Raw genomic sequence first — 15,282 nt, 5'->3', positions numbered from 1 at the left:
GGGGTGTCACGGGTGGGTCACGGCGCGGCCCGGGTGGCCGGCGTGCAGCGGCCCGACAGCGCGGCCGTCGCGGGGTCCAGGCCCCAGTCCTGCGCCGACCAGTCCACGGTGACGCCGATCCCCTCCACGCGGGCCGCCGCCGCCGGGACGATCCGCGGGTCGGAGCCGGCCTCGAGGAGCTCGCCGCGCGCGTCGTAGTAGCGCACGGCGGAGGGGTCGACCGTGATCCGGGCGAGGTGCCGCGTCGAGTCGCCGGCCACCTCGAGCCGGGCACCGCCGACGCACGCGCCCAGGGACCAGGTCGCCTGCACCTGGGTGGGCGCACTGCCGCGCGCGGGCACGACCTCCCCCCACGCCGACTGCCACCACCCCGACTCGTGCTCGTAGCGCACGCGGATGCCGGGATCGACGTCGAACACGGTGCTGGGCAGGCCGTCGACCGCGACGACGTTGTCGAACGGCGGCTGCTCGGCGGAGGTGGGCGACGCGTCGATCGTCCAGACGGCCCGGCCGTCGTCGACGTGCGCGGTGGGGCCCACGGTGAACGTGTAGCCGCGCGGCGCGTCGCCGCTCTGCACGGCGCGCACCTCGGCGCTCGTCGTGGCCCGGCCGAACAGGGCGCCGCGGAACCACGACTCCGCGCAGAGCGTGAACGTGTAGGCCCGTCCGTCGGGCAGACCGCGGAAGACCGCGCGTGCGCCGTCCGCGGTCGCGCGGCACGGCTCGCCCTCGCGCACGATGCCGTAGCGCGTCGTCGCACCGTCGCCGCCCGCGCCGGCCGATCCGGTCGCCGTGACGTCGGCGCGTCCCCCGCCGGCGTTGACGGCGCCGAGGCTCAGCGTCGGCATCGTGGGGGCGCCGATCCCGTGGGCGGTGACGGTCATCGACCCGATCGGCGGCCCGCCGATGCCGGGGGGCGGATCGAAGCGCGAGACCGGTGTCACCGTGACGGCGGTCGCCGTGTTCGCCCCCACGCGGAAGCCGGGGATCGTGACGGAGCCCTCGCCGGCCGACACCGGGACCGTGACGCTCTCGCCCACCGGGCTGGAGACCTCGAGCGCGCGCGTGGCCGCGGTGTCCACCCCCGTGACGGTGATCGCCGCCACGCCGCCGTCCGGGCCCGCCGCCACCGGCACGGCGGAGGCGGCCGTCGGGACGGCGGGCGGATCGTACGCCCACGCCGTCGTGCGCACGGATCGGCGGGACGGGCCGACCGCGTTCACGCTGACGACCTCGTACACGCGCTGCTCGCCGTTGGGCGCGGCGATCGGAGCGCACACCCCCTGCGGGGTGCATCCGGCGACTCGCACCCCGTCGAGGCGGACGTCGAATCCGGTGACGGCGGGGGCCGAGGCCTGCGCGGGGCCGGGATCGACGCTCAGGGTGAGGGTGCCGTCGGCGTAGCCGGACTGGGTCACGGACGCCGGCGCCTGCGGGAACCCCTGCAGATCGACCGTGACGGACCCGTCGCGCGTCGACCCGCTCTGCCGGCCCTGCGCATCGCGCACCGTGAACGAGGCGGAACAGGACGCTCCGGGCGTCTCGTCCGTCCACTCGACGACCACCTCGCTCGGGGATCCGACGGCGAAGGAGACCCCGGCGCAGCTCGTCGAGGGCGTCACCGACACCAGCTGCAGGGGCGTGGAGGGCAGCGGATTGACCTCACCGGGGGCGCCGATCACGGCGATCGTGCAGGAGGAGCCCGACGCCTGCGTGCAGGCCTGGGAGACCTCGCCGCCGCGCGGCAGAGTCGACGGGGCGGCGCCGACGCGCAGCGTGATGCGCGCGGGGGCGACCCCCGCGTGACTGGTGACCTCGACGAGCACGCTCTCCACGGATCCGGGGGCGGCGTCGTCGAGCGCCCGCACGGTCAGCCGCGTGTCCTCGAGCGCGACCTCGAACGACGGGGCGGCGCCGTCGACGCGGTACCGGACCTCCTCGGGGCCCCCCTGCCAGCTCGTCATCGCCGACAGGTCGTACTCCTGGCTCTGCCCGGGCGGGATCTCCAGCGAGGCCGGGGAGAGCACGGGCTGCGGGGCGCGGGGCACCACGGTGACGGGGACGACGAGCACCGTCCACGCCGCGGCCCCGTCGAACCGGACCGGGACGAGACAGCTGTCGCTCCACGGCGCGCCCGCCCCCGCGGCGTAGCGGATCGTCGTTCCCGCGGCGGCCGCGCACGACGCCTCGGCGCGCGCGCCCGAGGACCGCACGTCCGGCGCGCCCACCTCGAGCGCACGTCCGCGCGGCACCGTGACGAGGTCCGCCAGATCGACGGCCTGCTCGCCGCCCTCCGCGACGACGAGCGGCGACGCGGCCGCACGCAGGGCCGGCGTCGCCTCCGATGCGGCCGGCACCCGCAGGAACGCGTAGGTCGTCACGATCGTGTCGCCGGTGCGCCCCGACACGGAGAACGGGATGATGCGGGCGGCCTCGCCGGGCTCGGCGACGATGCGCCTCCCGGAGACGGACACCCCGGCGGGCTCGCCCCACAGCCCCACCGTCAGCGCATCCGGATCGCCGCCCGACCACAGGACCTTGCCCGCGAGCACGTCGACGCCGTCCGCGAGGTCGTCGCGATCCGTCGCGGTCAGCACGGTGTCGGCGACCACGGGGTAGTCCGGAACGCGCTGGGCCACCGTCCGCACGACGAGGAGTCCGCGCGCGGTGTTCCCGGATGACGAGGTCACATCGTAGAAGAAGGCGGAGGTGCCCGGCTCGGCCGCCGCGGAGAGCGTCACCGTGTCGTCGGTGACGCTCCGGATCCGCGCCGCCTGGCGGGCGTACTCGTCGCTGGGCGTGCCGTCGAGGGCGAGCTCGGGGACGTCCGGGCGCACGTCCACCAGGGTCAGCGTGCCCCGCATCGGGTCGAGGTCGTCGGCGAGGGGGTGGACGCGGATGATGTTCTGCGCGCCGGCCTGGACGTGCGCGTAGTCGGTGTAGGTGATGGGGCTCGGGCTCGCGTCCTCGCTGCTCACGCCGACGCGCGCGATGCCCTCCCCGGTGGCGCCGAAGGGATCCACGACCCGGTAGGTGAACCAGTCCTGTCCACTGGTGCCGGCGGTGCTCGTGTAGACGATGCCGGTGCCGTCGGGGGCGACCGCCGCCGAGCCGTGCTGCGGCTGGCCGACGATGCCGTCCAGCCGCACGACGTCGCCGTCCGGGTCCATCCCGAAGCCGTCGAACGCGATCGTGGTCGCCAGGCCGCTGCCGACCCGTCCGGACAGCCGGGCGGGCAGCGGGTCGCGGTTGGCGTCCGGGCCCACGACCCGGACGCGGACGGTCGCGGTGTCGCCGAGCGCCGGGGACCCGGTCGAGAACGCGCGGTAGGAGATCGTGTCGGATCCGGCGGTGTCGGGGGCCAGGTAGCGCACGACGTCGCCGGACGCGAACGCGAGCGCCGACGCGGTCGAGGACACGACGGACTCCGGATCCAGACGCGGGCGTCCGCCCGCCGCGGCGACGTCGTTGGCGAGCACCGGGATGTCGATCTGTGCGCCCGCGCGGACCACGACCGCGTCGTCGACCGTGATGGGAGCCTCGTCGATGCCCGGGGGGAGGAGGTAGACGCTGGCCTCGCCGAGCACGGAGGCGCCCTCGTCGGCGGTGCCGTCGCCGACGCGGTACGACACGGTGCCGAGCAGTCCCGCCTCGCCGGTGGCGGTCGAGCCCGCGACGCGGAGCTGGCTCTGCCCGACCGGGTCGCCGGTGAGCGAGGACCCGGGGGCGGCGCGCACCACGACATCGGACAGCAGGAGGACACGGCCGGTCGGGTTCGACACGGCGGAGAGCACATCGACCGTGGCATCCGCCTGCGGGCGCACGAAGGCGACCACCGGCGGCGTGGAGAGCTGGGCCGGCGCGTCGGGGGCGAGCAGCGTGATCCTCGCCGTCCCGGTCGCCTCGCGCCCGGCGACCGCGACGGTCACCGCGACGCGGTACGCGCCGGGCGACGCGGCGGCGAAGTCGAACGTCGTCGATCCACCCGTGACCGTCGCCGTCGCGGCCGCGTCGTCGAGGACCCGCGCGGAGGCCAGGACGATGTCGCCCGCGGTGCCGGTGACGTGGGGGGCGACGTCGACGCTCAGCCGGGCGCCGACCGTGTCGACGACGGCGAACGACTCCAGCCGCGGCTGCGGATCGGGCCGGATGCGGATCGCGAGCGTCTTCGTCGCCGTCGCCCCGCGCGCATCGCCGACCGTCAGCGTCACCGAGGCGACCTCCTCGCCCCCCTCGCCGGTGTCCGCGTGCTGGAAGACGACCATCCCCTCGGGCGTCGCGACGACCTGCCCGAGGGCGGTGTCCTCCGTCGCGGCGAGCAGGATGACCGGGTCGCCCTCGGGATCGACCCAGTCGCCCAGCACCGGCACGCTCACCGTGCCGCCCGGCACGACCTCCGAAGCGGGCCAGTCCTGCTGGCATCCGTCGACGCCGCACCACCGGGGCGCGGTGTTCTCCTGGGGGTCGGCCGCGCGCAGCGTCACCGAGGCCGGCGGCGACAGGAGGCCGTCCTCCGCGGTCCCGTCCGAGACCGCATAGGTGAAGACGGCGGTGCCGGTCGCCTCCGCCGCCACCCTCACCGCGAGCCGCTGCCGGTCGTCGGTGAGCGTCAGCGTGCCGAACGCCGGGTCGAGTCCCTGCACCGAGGCCGGGTCGACCGTGAGCACGTCGTCGTTGGGGTCGTGGTCGTTGAGGAGGACGGGGAGGGTCACGAGCGCGCCGGCGCGCACCCCGAAGGCGTCGTCCACCGCGACGGGAGGACGAGGGTCGATGACCGGGGGCACCTCCTGGTCGTTCGCCTGCGGCGCCGCGGCCGCGTGCTGGTCGAGGTCCCAGTTCTGGCTCGACGGGATCAGCCGCCCGTCCGCGACGGTCCACACCCAGCCCGAGCGCGCGTCGTTGAGCACGAGCGCGTCGCCCGACCCCACGAACACCGGGCGCCGCTGGGACGGCAGGCTCGCCCCGGCGTAGTCGAGGGGGACGTCTCCGTCCGTCGAACGCCACAGTGTTCCGGGTCCGGCCCCCTCCGGCAGCCAGGCGGCGAGCACCTCGCCGGAGCGGACCGTGGGGCGGGCGGGCGCGCCGCGGGCCGTCGTCCGGTCGCCGAACACGCGTTCCGCCGACCCGTCCCGGACGTCCACGCGCACGAGGCCGCTCCCGTCCGCGAGGTAGACGGCGTCACCGTCCGCGTCGGGTGCCGAGACCGCGGCCGCGCCGGAGACGCCGGCGGGTGCCTGCGCCGCACCGGCCGTCCACAGGAGGGCGGCATCCGGGTCGACCAGGACCCAGTCGTCCCCGGCGGAGCTCAGCTGCGGTGCCGCGATGGTCGCCCGCACCGGGTCGACGCTGCGCGTCTGCCCGGTCGGCACGTCGATGCGCGCGACCGACCCGGCGCGGGCGGAGTAGCTGAACAGGCGCCCGCGCTCGTCGACCGCGATCGCGTCGGCGGCGTACGCCCCACCGGGCGCGTCGGACGCGCCGGAGGAGCCCGAGCCCGCCGGCACCATGCGCGCGATCTCGCCCGTGGACAGTCGCCCGGCGAAGACGGCGCCCGTGTCGGTGCGATACGCGACGATGTCGCCCGCGGTCTCCACCTCCACCGTGCCCGCGGGTGCCGTCCGGGCCGCCCGCAGCCCGTCGGCGTCGAGGTCCGCGGGCACCGCGTCGTCGATCCGCACCACCTTCGCGTCGCTGTCGGTGAACATGAACGACCCCGTGGGTGCCGCCACGATCCGACTCGGGTTGCTCACCGCCCGGACGGTGTCGATCTCGTCGATCGCCGTATTGACCCGCGCGTAGCGCAGCTCGTCGGCCTGCAGCACCCACGCCGCGGTGTCCCGCGGCGGCGTCCGCCGGGCATCCAGCCCGGGCCAGACGATGCTCGCCCCCGCGACGACGGCGAGGACGGCGCCGGCGGCGAGCAGCCCGATGACGCTGCGCCGACGCATCAGAACAGCCTCGCGCCGGCGGCGAGCAGACCCGCCAGGAGCACCGTGAGCACCCCGATGCCGGCGATCCCCACCACCCACGGCCACACCCTGCGCGCCGGAGCGGGGCTCGTCAGGCTCGTGTCCTCGTCGCGCATCCGCGACGGCGTCCGAGACGGGCCGGCCTCCGGCACGGGGCGGCGCCGGTCGGTCGCGAGCCGGGAGCGCACCGGGCCGCGCGGGCGGTCGTCGGAGAAGTCGATCGCATCGCCGTCTCCGCCGTCTCTCGGCGGCAGCCACTCGTCCGCGGGCACCTCGAGCGCCGTCGGCGCGATCCCCTCGGCGCGCTGGACCTCGCGCACGGCCTCGCCGAACTCCCGCGCGGAGCGGTAGCGACGATCCGGATCACGCTCCATCGCGGTCGCAAGCACCTGCTGCAGCCCGTCGGGCACGTCGGCCCGCGGGATCGGCACGAAGGTCCCCCGGGCGATGCGCCGACGCATCAGGTCGCGCGTGTTCTGCCCGCGCTCACGCCGTTCGAAGGGGCTGTGGCCCGCGAGCAGGGAGTAGACGGTGGCGCCCAGGGCCCACACCTCGCTGGCCACCGTGCCGCCGGACTGCTCGGCGACGACCTCCGGCGCGCTCCACGGGACGGACATCGCCAGCACCTCCGCCTCCCCCGTGCGCAGGAGCGACGAGGAGATCCCGAAGTCGGCGAGCACGGCGGACCCGAACGAGGTGATGAGGATGTTGCTGGGCTTGATGTCCCGATGGATCAGCCCGGCGCGGTGGGCCGACTCGAGCGCGCCGGACAGCCGTACGGCGATGCCCAGCACCTCCGGGACGGGGATCCGCTCGACGCGGTAGCGCTGTGCCAGCGATCCCGGGCAGTACTCCATGACGATGTACGGCCGCCCGTCGGCGGAGATCCCGGCCTGGTACACCGTCACGATCGCGGGGTGCGCGGAGAGATGGGCGAGCACGTCCGCCTCGACGTTGAACATGCGCAGCAGATCGGGGTCACGCTCAGCGGCGGGCAGCACCTTGACGGCGACCTGGCGGCGGGGCATGTCCTGCTGATACAGGAACACGTCGGCGAAGCCGCCCGAGCCGAGCGGACGGACGTAGTCGAGGCCGGGGATCAGGGGCGGCGCGGACGGCAGCCTGCGCGTCATGGCACCCCCAGCGGTCCGACCGTCCCCGCCCACATCGAGGACCCCGTAATGCTAACAAGTCCCGTCGGCGCGGGCTGCCCGCCCCTAAGCCTCGGGCGGGCCCGGTTCCGTCGGCGGATCGAAGGGGGCGTCCAGCGACCGGGTCAGCTCCTCGAGCATCGCCGCGATCTGCGGCTCGACGTACTGCGCGATCGCGGCCTGGATGCGCAGGCGGTGGTGCAGCAGCACCGCGCAGACCTCCCGCCCGATCATGTTCGCGTAGTCGTCGGCGAGGCCGACCTCCTGACGCAGCGCCGCCTTCGCCTCATCGCTGAGCGGCGGGAGCGCGGGGATGTCGGCATCGGCCTCGTCGGCCAGTCCGCCGATCGTGAAGAGGAAGGGCGCACCCGGGACGGGATCCGGGTCCAGCGGGAGTCCGTCGAACTCGGGATCGAGGCCCTCGGCCGGCCGGTAGCTGCGCGCGCGGTTGCGGGCGGCCTGCTGGTCGAGCTCCGCCTGCAGCATCGGGAGGTTCCGGGACGTGTAGTCGGCGACCGCGTGGTCGACGATCGTCTTGATACGGGTGGAGAGGCCGTGCTGGACTCCGTGCGGGACGTCGGAGCCGAGCCCGGCCGCCGAGAGCACCGGCGACCCGATGCAGCGACGGCAGGGCGCGATGCGTCCGCGGTGCGTCGCCGGCTCCCAGCGGGGCAGCCACCGCAGCCAGGCGTCGACCGCCTGGCTCACCTGGGTCTCGATCGACCGCTCCACGAGGTCCATTGTGGCCCCCTCCCGCCGATTCCGCGGGTATTTCGCCTCGCCCTTCCGCTCGGCGGGCCTCACGGCTCGAGGTCGTCGTCACGCTCCCACGGCCATCGCGGTCGGGATGCGCGTGTGCGCACGAGCGCGACGGCGGCCCACCCGCCCACGAGAGCGGCCGCGCCGAGAACCGCGGCGAACCACGACGTCGCGAACGACCCCGCCGCCGCGACCGTGCGCGCCGCATCCACGCCGGCGACGAGGCCCCCGACGACGATGCCCGCGAGGTAGGCGAGGAAGGTCGCGATCGCCACCACCGGGACGCTCGCGTAGCCGGCGCGCCGCCGCACCGACAGCCACGCGCCGAGGGCGAAGACGAGCACCGCGGCGACGACGGCTAGGACGCCCGGGACCGGACCCAGTCCCACGACGGCGAGCACCTCGGCGCCCGACAGCAGGCTCAGCATCCCGAACCCGCCGATCAGCAGGGCGAAGAAGCCGATGACCGCGAAGGCCACCGCCACGGGCGGTGCGACGGCTGGACTCGGCTCGCCCACCCCTGGCCTCCGGGCCCCTCGTTCAGCCCTGCTGCAGGCGCGGACCCGCCTCGAGGGTGCGCTCGTATTCGCGCTGCGCTTCGCGGTTCAGCTCGCTCACGCGCTTGCCGCGGGAGGCGACCCAGGCGCCGAACCAGATGGTGAGCTCGCGCCCGAGCACGAAGGCGACGATCGCGAGGGGCGCCAGCAGCTGCCCCTGCGCCACGTCGCCGCCCTCTCGCGCGGTCAGCTGCCAGAACGGAGCCTGGAAGAGCTGGCCGAGGATGTGGCCGCCGTACGCGGCGGCGCCGACGAACAGGCCGAAGATCACCCAGTGGCCCCAGCGGCCCCGGTTGATGATCGCACCCAGGAGCCAGAAGGCCAGGTAGAAGACGACGACGGGCACCCAGAACCACCATCCGGTGAGGGCGCCGAGCGCCTCGGTGCCCACGTTCGCGCCGGTGACGTCTCCGTCGAGGGCGCGCAGTCCGAGGGCGGCGGCGAGGTACAGGATGCCGAAGGAGACGGCGGCCAGCAGCCCGATCGCCGCGGCGGCGCCGCGGTTGCCGCGCGGGCGGGGCGCCTCGGGCGCCTGCACGAAGATGGGCTGCGGCGCCGGCGGGACCGGGACGACCGGGACGACCGGGGCGACCTCGACGGGGGCGACGTAGGCGGGAGCGACGACCTCGGTGGCGGCGACGTCGGCGGCCGGTTCGGCGACGACGACGGGGGCGACCTGGGTGGCGTCCTCGTCGCGGGAGTAGGCGCCGGGCGTGTAGGTCTCGTCGACCGGGTCGTCCGCGTACAGGCTGCCGGGGGCGGGCGCAGGGGCGGCGGGCTCGACCGTCTCGGCGGCCGCCGTCTCGGCGCCGTACGGATAGGCATCGTCCGCGCGTGCGGGCTCGACGAGGATCTCCTCCTCGACGACGCCGCGCGTGGCGGCCTCGGCGTCGGCCAGGCCCTCGCGAGCGCTCGCCACGGCCTCGTCGGCCGACGTCGCCTCACCCGTCGCGGTCGGGTCCTCGACCGGCTCGCCGTACTTGTGGTCGCTCATGGCGTGTGCTCCTCACGCGGGGCGCGTGCCTCCGCACAGCGAGCGTAACGCGCACCCCCGCGCGCGACGGGAAGGCTGGCCGCCGTGTCTGCGCCGCCGAGGTCCGCCCCCGCGCGCCGACGCCGCCGCGCACCGGCCGGTGCCTATCGTGGAGGGCATGAGCCGCGCCGCCCGCTTCGTCGTCCCCGCCGCGCTCGCCGCCGCCCTCACGGTCGTCTTCGCGGCCTGCGCCGGCACCCCGGGGCCGGTCGCGCCGACGACCGGGAGCGGGGCCGCATCCCCCTCGCCGTCCTCAGCCCTCGCTCTCGCGCCCTTCCCGCTCGGGTCGTCGGTGTCGACGACGGCCCTGCCGACCGACCTGCCGCAGGGGTGCCGCGATCTTCTGACGCCGAGCGTCCTCGCCGAGCTCGAGGGCGTCCCGCTCAACGCCGAGGGCATGGGCGGCGGCATCCGTGCCGACAGCTCCCGCGTCTGCGTCTGGGGCGAGCCCGGCGCCGTCGCGACGCGCCTGGTCACCGTGATCGGCTACTCCCCCGACCGGGAGGCACGCGACGCCCTGTACGAGCTCGGCTCGGACGGCTTCACCTGCTGGGAGCCGCAGGGCGGCATCCGCTGCGAGAAGACCTGGGCGCACCCGACCCTGCCGGTGGAGGAGGGCCGCACGCTGTTCTACCGCGACGGCGTGATCGTCGACACGCAGTACTCGAACCTCGCCCCGTCCGGCTACACGGACGCGATCATCGATGCGCTGTGGCCCCCGGCCGGCTCGGTGCCGCGCACGCCGGCCACGCCGTCGCCCACGCCCTCCGCGACGCGGTAGCGCCCGAGGGCGGCCCGGGCCCGCGCGGCGGCCGCCCTCGCGCTAGGCTCGCGACACACGCCGCGACGAAGGAGCATCCGATGGGGCACGACAAGAACGACGAGCTGCGCGACGAGCGGGCAAGCCAGGAGCACGTCCGCCAGGAGGAGCGCGACGAGGCGTTCGAGGCGACCGGCGGCACGGACGACCTCGGGTCGCAGGACGCGCGCCGCCACGAGGGCGACGCGCAGCACTGACCGTCAGGGCCAGACGCGTCCCGCCGTGCGGGCCACGTAGCCCTCGGGGTGCCACGAGCGCTCGCTCGTGGACAGCCAGCGGCCGGCACCGGCCTCGATCGTCTCGGTGAGCTCGCCGTCCGTGCGCGTGCACCGTGCGCGCTCGCCCTCGGTCGTGCAGGAGAAGCCGTTCGCGGGGAGGGCGGCCGCCGCGATCGACCCCGCGTCGGAGGGCACAGTGGCCAGCGTCGTCGAGACGGTGCCCAGGTCGGAGTACCAGAGGCACGTGAACGCGACCTGCGGCTGGAGAGCGGAGGCGAGCGCGCTCGCCGTGGTGTCGGGCTGGTCGAGCGACGGCGTCAGGATCGCCTCGGGGGTGCGGCGCAGCGCCGCCCACAGCGCGTCGTCGTAGAGCTGTCGGCACTCGGCGGGCGGTGCCGCCGCCTCGCCGTCCGTCCCGTCACCGCCGTCGGCGGCCGGCGCCGACGTGGCCCCCGGGCGATCGACGGCGTTCCCGAGCCAGGACAGCGACGCGGGGAGCATCGGCACCGCGAGAACGGCGAGGAGGCCGAGCACGGCGACGCAGCCGACGCCCACGATCCACGCGAACGCCGCGTTCCTGCCTCCGACCCGCGCCATGTCCCCAGGCTAGACGCCCCTCCGCGCGGAGCCCGTCCCCCTCGCCGAGTGTCCACCACACGCGGTCGGGGGCCGGGGCGCGCCCGCGCGTCGTGGACACTCGGCGGGGGAAAAAGGGCGAGGGCCCCGGGACACATGTCCTGGGGCCCTCGACCGAGGCGGATCTCGATCCGTCGATCCTCGATCAGTTGTTCTCGCGACTGCGTCGCTCGACAACCTCGATCGGCTCGGTCGAACGAGCGAGCTCGTTCTCCTCTCGCCTCACTCAGTTGTAGGTGCCGGGCGTGAAGTCGTCCGTCGAGAAGCTGTCGAAGTCGACGTAGCTCAGGTCGGCGTCGCTGTAGGCGCCGTCCGAGGCGAAGATGCGGTTGGGGTACCGCTCGCTCTTGGCCTCCTCCGTCGCCTCGACCGTGACGTTGCGGTACTTCGCAAGACCGGTTCCGGCGGGGATGAGCTTTCCGATGATGACGTTCTCCTTGAGGCCGACGAGCGGGTCGCTCTTGCCCTCCATGGCCGCCTGCGTCAGGACGCGGGTGGTCTCCTGGAACGACGCGGCCGACAGCCACGACTCGGTCGCGAGCGACGCCTTCGTGATACCCATCAGCTCCGGACGGCCCGACGCGGGGCGCTTGCCCTCGGCCACGGCCTCGCGGTTGATGTTCTGGTACTTCTTGAAGTCGACCAGCTCACCCGGCAGCAGCGTGGTGTCGCCGTGGTCGACCACGGTGACCTTCCGCAGCATCTGACGGACGATGACCTCGATGTGCTTGTCGTGGATCGGCACACCCTGCGAGCGGTAGACGCCCTGCACGCCGCCGACGAGGTACTTCTGCACCTCGCGGGCACCCTGCACGCGCATGACCTCCTTGGGGTCGAGCGTGCCGACCAGGATCGGCTGACCGACCGTGACGTGCTGCCCGTCCTCGACCAGCAGCGTGGCACGCTTCAGGACCGGGTAGACGTGCGGCTCGTCGCCGTTGTCGGGCGTCAGGATGACCTTCTTGGCCTTGTCGGTCTCGTCGATCGTGATGCGGCCGTCGGCCTCGGCGATCGGCGACGCGCCCTTGGGGGTACGCGCCTCGAACAGCTCCTGGACGCGCGGCAGACCCTGGGTGATGTCGTCGGCGGAGGCCGAACCACCCGTGTGGAACGTACGCATCGTCAGCTGCGTGCCGGGCTCACCGATCGACTGGGCGGCGATGATGCCGACCGCCTCGCCGATGTCGACGAGCTTGCCGGTCGCGAGCGAGCGGCCGTAGCACTTCGCGCAGACGCCGACGGCCGAGTCGCAGGTGAGCACGGAGCGGACCTTGATGGTCTCGACACCGGCAGCCACGAGCTTGTCGATGAGCACGTCGCCGACGTCCTCGCCGGCCTCGGCGACGACCTCGCCCGAGGGCGAGACCGCGTCGGCGGCCAGGGTGCGGGCGAACACCGAGTTCTCGACGTTCGCGTCGCGCACCAGCGCGCCGGAGGCGTCCGGAGCGGCGATCGTGAACTCGAGGCCCTTGCTCGTGCCGCAGTCCTCCTCGCGGATGATGACGTCCTGCGAGACGTCGACGAGACGACGCGTCAGGTAGCCCGAGTCGGCCGTACGGAGGGCCGTGTCGGCCAGACCCTTACGGGCACCGTGCGTCGCGGTGAAGTACTCGGCGACCGACAGCCCCTCGCGGTACGAGGAGATGATCGGACGCGGCATGATCTCACCCTTGGTGTTGTTGACCAGGCCTCGGATACCGGCGATGTTGCGGATCTGCAGCCAGTTACCACGGGCGCCCGAGCTCACCATGCGGTTGATGGTGTTGTCGGCGGGGAAGTTGGCCTTCATCGCGGCCTGCACCTCGTCGGTGGCCTCGGTCCAGATCTTGATCTGCTCCTGACGACGCTCGGCGTCGGTCACGAGACCCTTCTCGAACTGGCCCTGGACCTTCTGCGCCTGCTTCTCGTACTTGGCGATGATCTCGCCCTTGTTCGGCGGCGTCAGGACGTCGCTCAGCGCGACGGTGACACCCGAACGGGTCGCCCAGTAGAAGCCGGCGTCCTTGATGCGGTCGAGCGACGCCGCGACCTCCACCTTCGGGTACTCCTCGGCCAGCTTGTTGACGATCTGCGACAGCTTGCCCTTGTCGGCCTGCTCGCGCACGAACGGGTAGCCCTTGGGGAGCGTGTCGTTGAAGATCGCCTGACCGAGCGAGGCGTCCACGAGGCCGTGGCGCTCGTAGCCCTCGGGCGCTTCGCCCTCGAGGAAGGACAGACCCGGGATGCGGATGCGGACCTTGGCCTGCAGGTCGAGGGTGCCCTCGTCCTTCGCGAGGATCGCCTCGCCGACCGAGCCGAACACGCGACCCTCGCCCTGCGCGCCCTCGATGACCGTGGTCAGGTGGTGCAGGCCGATGATCATGTCCTGGGAGGGCAGGGTCACCGGACGGCCGTCGGACGGCTTGAGGATGTTGTTCGAGGCGAGCATCAGCACGCGGGCCTCGGCCTGGGCCTCGACCGACAGCGGCAGGTGGACGGCCATCTGGTCGCCGTCGAAGTCGGCGTTGAACGCCGCGCAGACGAGCGGGTGGAGCTGGATGGCCTTGCCCTCGACGAGCTGCGGCTCGAAGGCCTGGATGCCGAGGCGGTGCAGCGTGGGCGCGCGGTTGAGCAGCACGGGGCGCTCGCGGATGATCTCCTCGAGCACGTCCCAGACCTCGGGACGCGTGCGCTCGACGGCGCGCTTGGCGGCCTTGATGTTCTGCGAGTGACCGAGGTCGATCAGGCGCTTGATCACGAACGGCTTGAACAGCTCGAGCGCCATCTGCTTGGGCAGACCGCACTGGTGGAGCTTGAGCTGCGGGCCCACGATGATGACCGAACGGCCCGAGTAGTCCACGCGCTTGCCGAGCAGGTTCTGACGGAAGCGGCCCTGCTTGCCCTTGAGCATGTCGGACAGCGACTTCAGGGCGCGGTTGCCGGTGCCGGTGACGGGGCGGCCGCGGCGGCCGTTGTCGAACAGCGCGTCGACGGCCTCCTGCAGCATCCGCTTCTCGTTGTTGACGATGATCTCGGGGGCACCGAGGTCGATCAGGCGACGGAGGCGGTTGTTGCGGTTGATCACGCGGCGGTACAGGTCGTTCAGGTCGCTCGTGGCGAAGCGGCCACCGTCGAGCTGTACCATCGGGCGCAGCTCCGGCGGGATCACCGGGACGACGTCGAGGACCATCGAAGCCGGCGACATGCCGGTCTGCAGGAACGAGTTCACGACCTTGAGGCGCTTGATCGCACGGATCTTGCGCTGGCCCTTGCCCTCGGAGATCTGCAGGTGCAGGTTCTCCGCCTCGGCGGCCAGGTCGAACGCCTGCAGGCGACGCTGGATCGACTCCGCGCCCATGTAGGCCTCGAAGTACTGGCCGAACCGGTCCTGCAGCTCGTGGAAGACGTCGTCCTCCTGCTTGAGCTGACCGATGGAGAGGCCCCGGAACTCCTCCCACATGCGCTCGAGCTTGGCGACCTGGTCGTCCGCGTTCTTGCGGATCGAGGCCATCTCCTTCTCGGCGAGGTCCTTGACCTTCTTCTTCTGGTCGGCCTTGGCGCCCTCCGCCTCGAGAGCGGCGAGCTCTTCCTCCAGCTTGGCCAGGCGTGCGGCGACCCGAGCGTCGCGGCGGTCGCCGAGGTTCTTGATCTCCAGGCGCAGGTTCGCCTCGTGCGTCGGGAGGTCGCGGTGGCGGGCCTCCTCGTCGACGGAGATCACCATGTAGGCGGCGAAGTAGATGACCTTCTCGAGGTCCTTCGGCGCCATGTCGAGCAGGTAGCCGAGGCGCGACGGGACGCCCTTGAAGTACCAGATGTGGGTGACGGGCGCGGCGAGCTCGATGTGGCCCATGCGCTCGCGGCGGACCGAGGACTTGGTGACCTCGACGCCGCAGCGCTCGCAGACGATGCCCTTGAAGCGGACGCGCTTGTACTTGCCGCAGGCGCACTCCCAGTCACGGGACGGTCCGAAGATCTGCTCGCCGAAGAGGCCGTCCTTCTCGGGCTTGAGCGTGCGGTAGTTGATGGTCTCGGGCTTCTTGACCTCGCCGAAGGACCAACGACGGATGTCGTCGGCGGTGGCCAGGCCGATGCGAAGCTGATCGAAAGTGGTGGACTCGAGCACTGGTTCTCCTGTGTCTCAGAAAAGTTTCGTTGCGGCC

Annotated in this window: 9 protein-coding genes; 2 read left to right on the top strand and 7 right to left on the bottom strand. The window is 73.4% G+C overall.

Annotated features, from left to right (window positions below):
* Nucleotides 1–17: 17 nt before the first annotated feature.
* From WFI00_RS03985 to WFI00_RS03965, 5 genes are all read right to left on the bottom strand, one after another.
* Nucleotides 18–5,948 carry an Ig-like domain-containing protein gene (locus WFI00_RS03985; RefSeq protein WP_336630690.1) on the bottom strand — a complete coding sequence of 1,977 codons (5,931 nt, stop codon included), beginning with the start codon at nt 5,946–5,948 and terminating at the stop codon, nt 18–20.
* Nucleotides 5,948–7,102, bottom strand: a complete 1,155-nt coding sequence (locus WFI00_RS03980; protein WP_336630689.1) for a serine/threonine-protein kinase — start codon at nt 7,100–7,102, stop codon at nt 5,948–5,950. The genes WFI00_RS03985 and WFI00_RS03980 overlap by 1 nt, the downstream gene beginning before the upstream one ends.
* 84 nt (nt 7,103–7,186) lie before the next feature.
* Complete coding sequence (locus WFI00_RS03975) at nt 7,187–7,852, bottom strand: spermidine/putrescine ABC transporter substrate-binding protein (protein ID WP_336630837.1); 666 nt, start codon at nt 7,850–7,852, stop codon at nt 7,187–7,189.
* Between the two features lie 68 nt (nt 7,853–7,920).
* Nucleotides 7,921–8,397 (bottom strand): hypothetical protein, encoded by a 477-nt coding sequence (locus tag WFI00_RS03970; protein ID WP_336638473.1) that lies wholly within the window; start codon nt 8,395–8,397, stop codon nt 7,921–7,923.
* A gap of 22 nt (nt 8,398–8,419) precedes the next feature.
* Complete coding sequence (locus tag WFI00_RS03965; protein ID WP_336630687.1) at nt 8,420–9,430, bottom strand: ABC transporter; 1,011 nt, start codon at nt 9,428–9,430, stop codon at nt 8,420–8,422.
* Nucleotides 9,431–9,587: 157 nt separating this feature from the next.
* On the opposite strand from WFI00_RS03965, the gene WFI00_RS03960 reads away from it, so the two are divergent.
* Together WFI00_RS03960 and WFI00_RS03955 are read left to right on the top strand one after the other, a co-directional pair.
* Nucleotides 9,588–10,250, top strand: coding sequence for a hypothetical protein (locus WFI00_RS03960; protein ID WP_336630686.1), 663 nt, complete (start codon nt 9,588–9,590; stop codon nt 10,248–10,250).
* An 80-nt stretch (nt 10,251–10,330) separates the two neighbouring features.
* Nucleotides 10,331–10,486, top strand: coding sequence for a hypothetical protein (locus WFI00_RS03955; RefSeq protein ID WP_336630685.1), 156 nt, complete (start codon nt 10,331–10,333; stop codon nt 10,484–10,486).
* A 3-nt stretch (nt 10,487–10,489) separates the two neighbouring features.
* On the opposite strand, the gene WFI00_RS03950 is transcribed toward WFI00_RS03955, so the two are convergent.
* Both WFI00_RS03950 and rpoC read right to left on the bottom strand, forming a co-directional pair.
* A complete protein-coding gene (locus tag WFI00_RS03950) occupies nt 10,490–11,104 on the bottom strand; it encodes a hypothetical protein (protein ID WP_336630684.1) in 615 nt (204 codons plus the stop codon).
* Nucleotides 11,105–11,369: 265 nt separating this feature from the next.
* On the bottom strand, nt 11,370–15,245 hold the full coding sequence (gene rpoC, locus WFI00_RS03945) for a DNA-directed RNA polymerase subunit beta' (protein WP_336630683.1): 3,876 nt from the start codon (nt 15,243–15,245) through the stop codon (nt 11,370–11,372).
* Nucleotides 15,246–15,282 lie beyond the last annotated feature (37 nt).

The organism is Microbacterium sp. MMO-56 (genome assembly GCF_037146215.1).
In the GTDB taxonomy this organism is placed as follows: domain Bacteria; phylum Actinomycetota; class Actinomycetes; order Actinomycetales; family Microbacteriaceae; genus Microbacterium.
This window is presented reverse-complemented; position numbering and strand designations above follow the sequence as displayed.

Bases quoted from the DNA above. Each gene is read 5' to 3' on its own strand.
- WFI00_RS03985 (WP_336630690.1), bottom strand. From the start codon at position 5,948: ATGCGTCGGCGCAGCGTCATCGGGCTGCTCGCCGCCGGCGCCGTCCTC.
- WFI00_RS03980 (WP_336630689.1), bottom strand. From the start codon at position 7,102: ATGACGCGCAGGCTGCCGTCCGCGCCGCCCCTGATCCCCGGCCTCGAC.
- WFI00_RS03965 (WP_336630687.1), bottom strand. From the start codon at position 9,430: ATGAGCGACCACAAGTACGGCGAGCCGGTCGAGGACCCGACCGCGACG.
- WFI00_RS03960 (WP_336630686.1), top strand. From the start codon at position 9,588: ATGAGCCGCGCCGCCCGCTTCGTCGTCCCCGCCGCGCTCGCCGCCGCC.
- WFI00_RS03955 (WP_336630685.1), top strand. From the start codon at position 10,331: ATGGGGCACGACAAGAACGACGAGCTGCGCGACGAGCGGGCAAGCCAG.
- WFI00_RS03950 (WP_336630684.1), bottom strand. From the start codon at position 11,104: ATGGCGCGGGTCGGAGGCAGGAACGCGGCGTTCGCGTGGATCGTGGGC.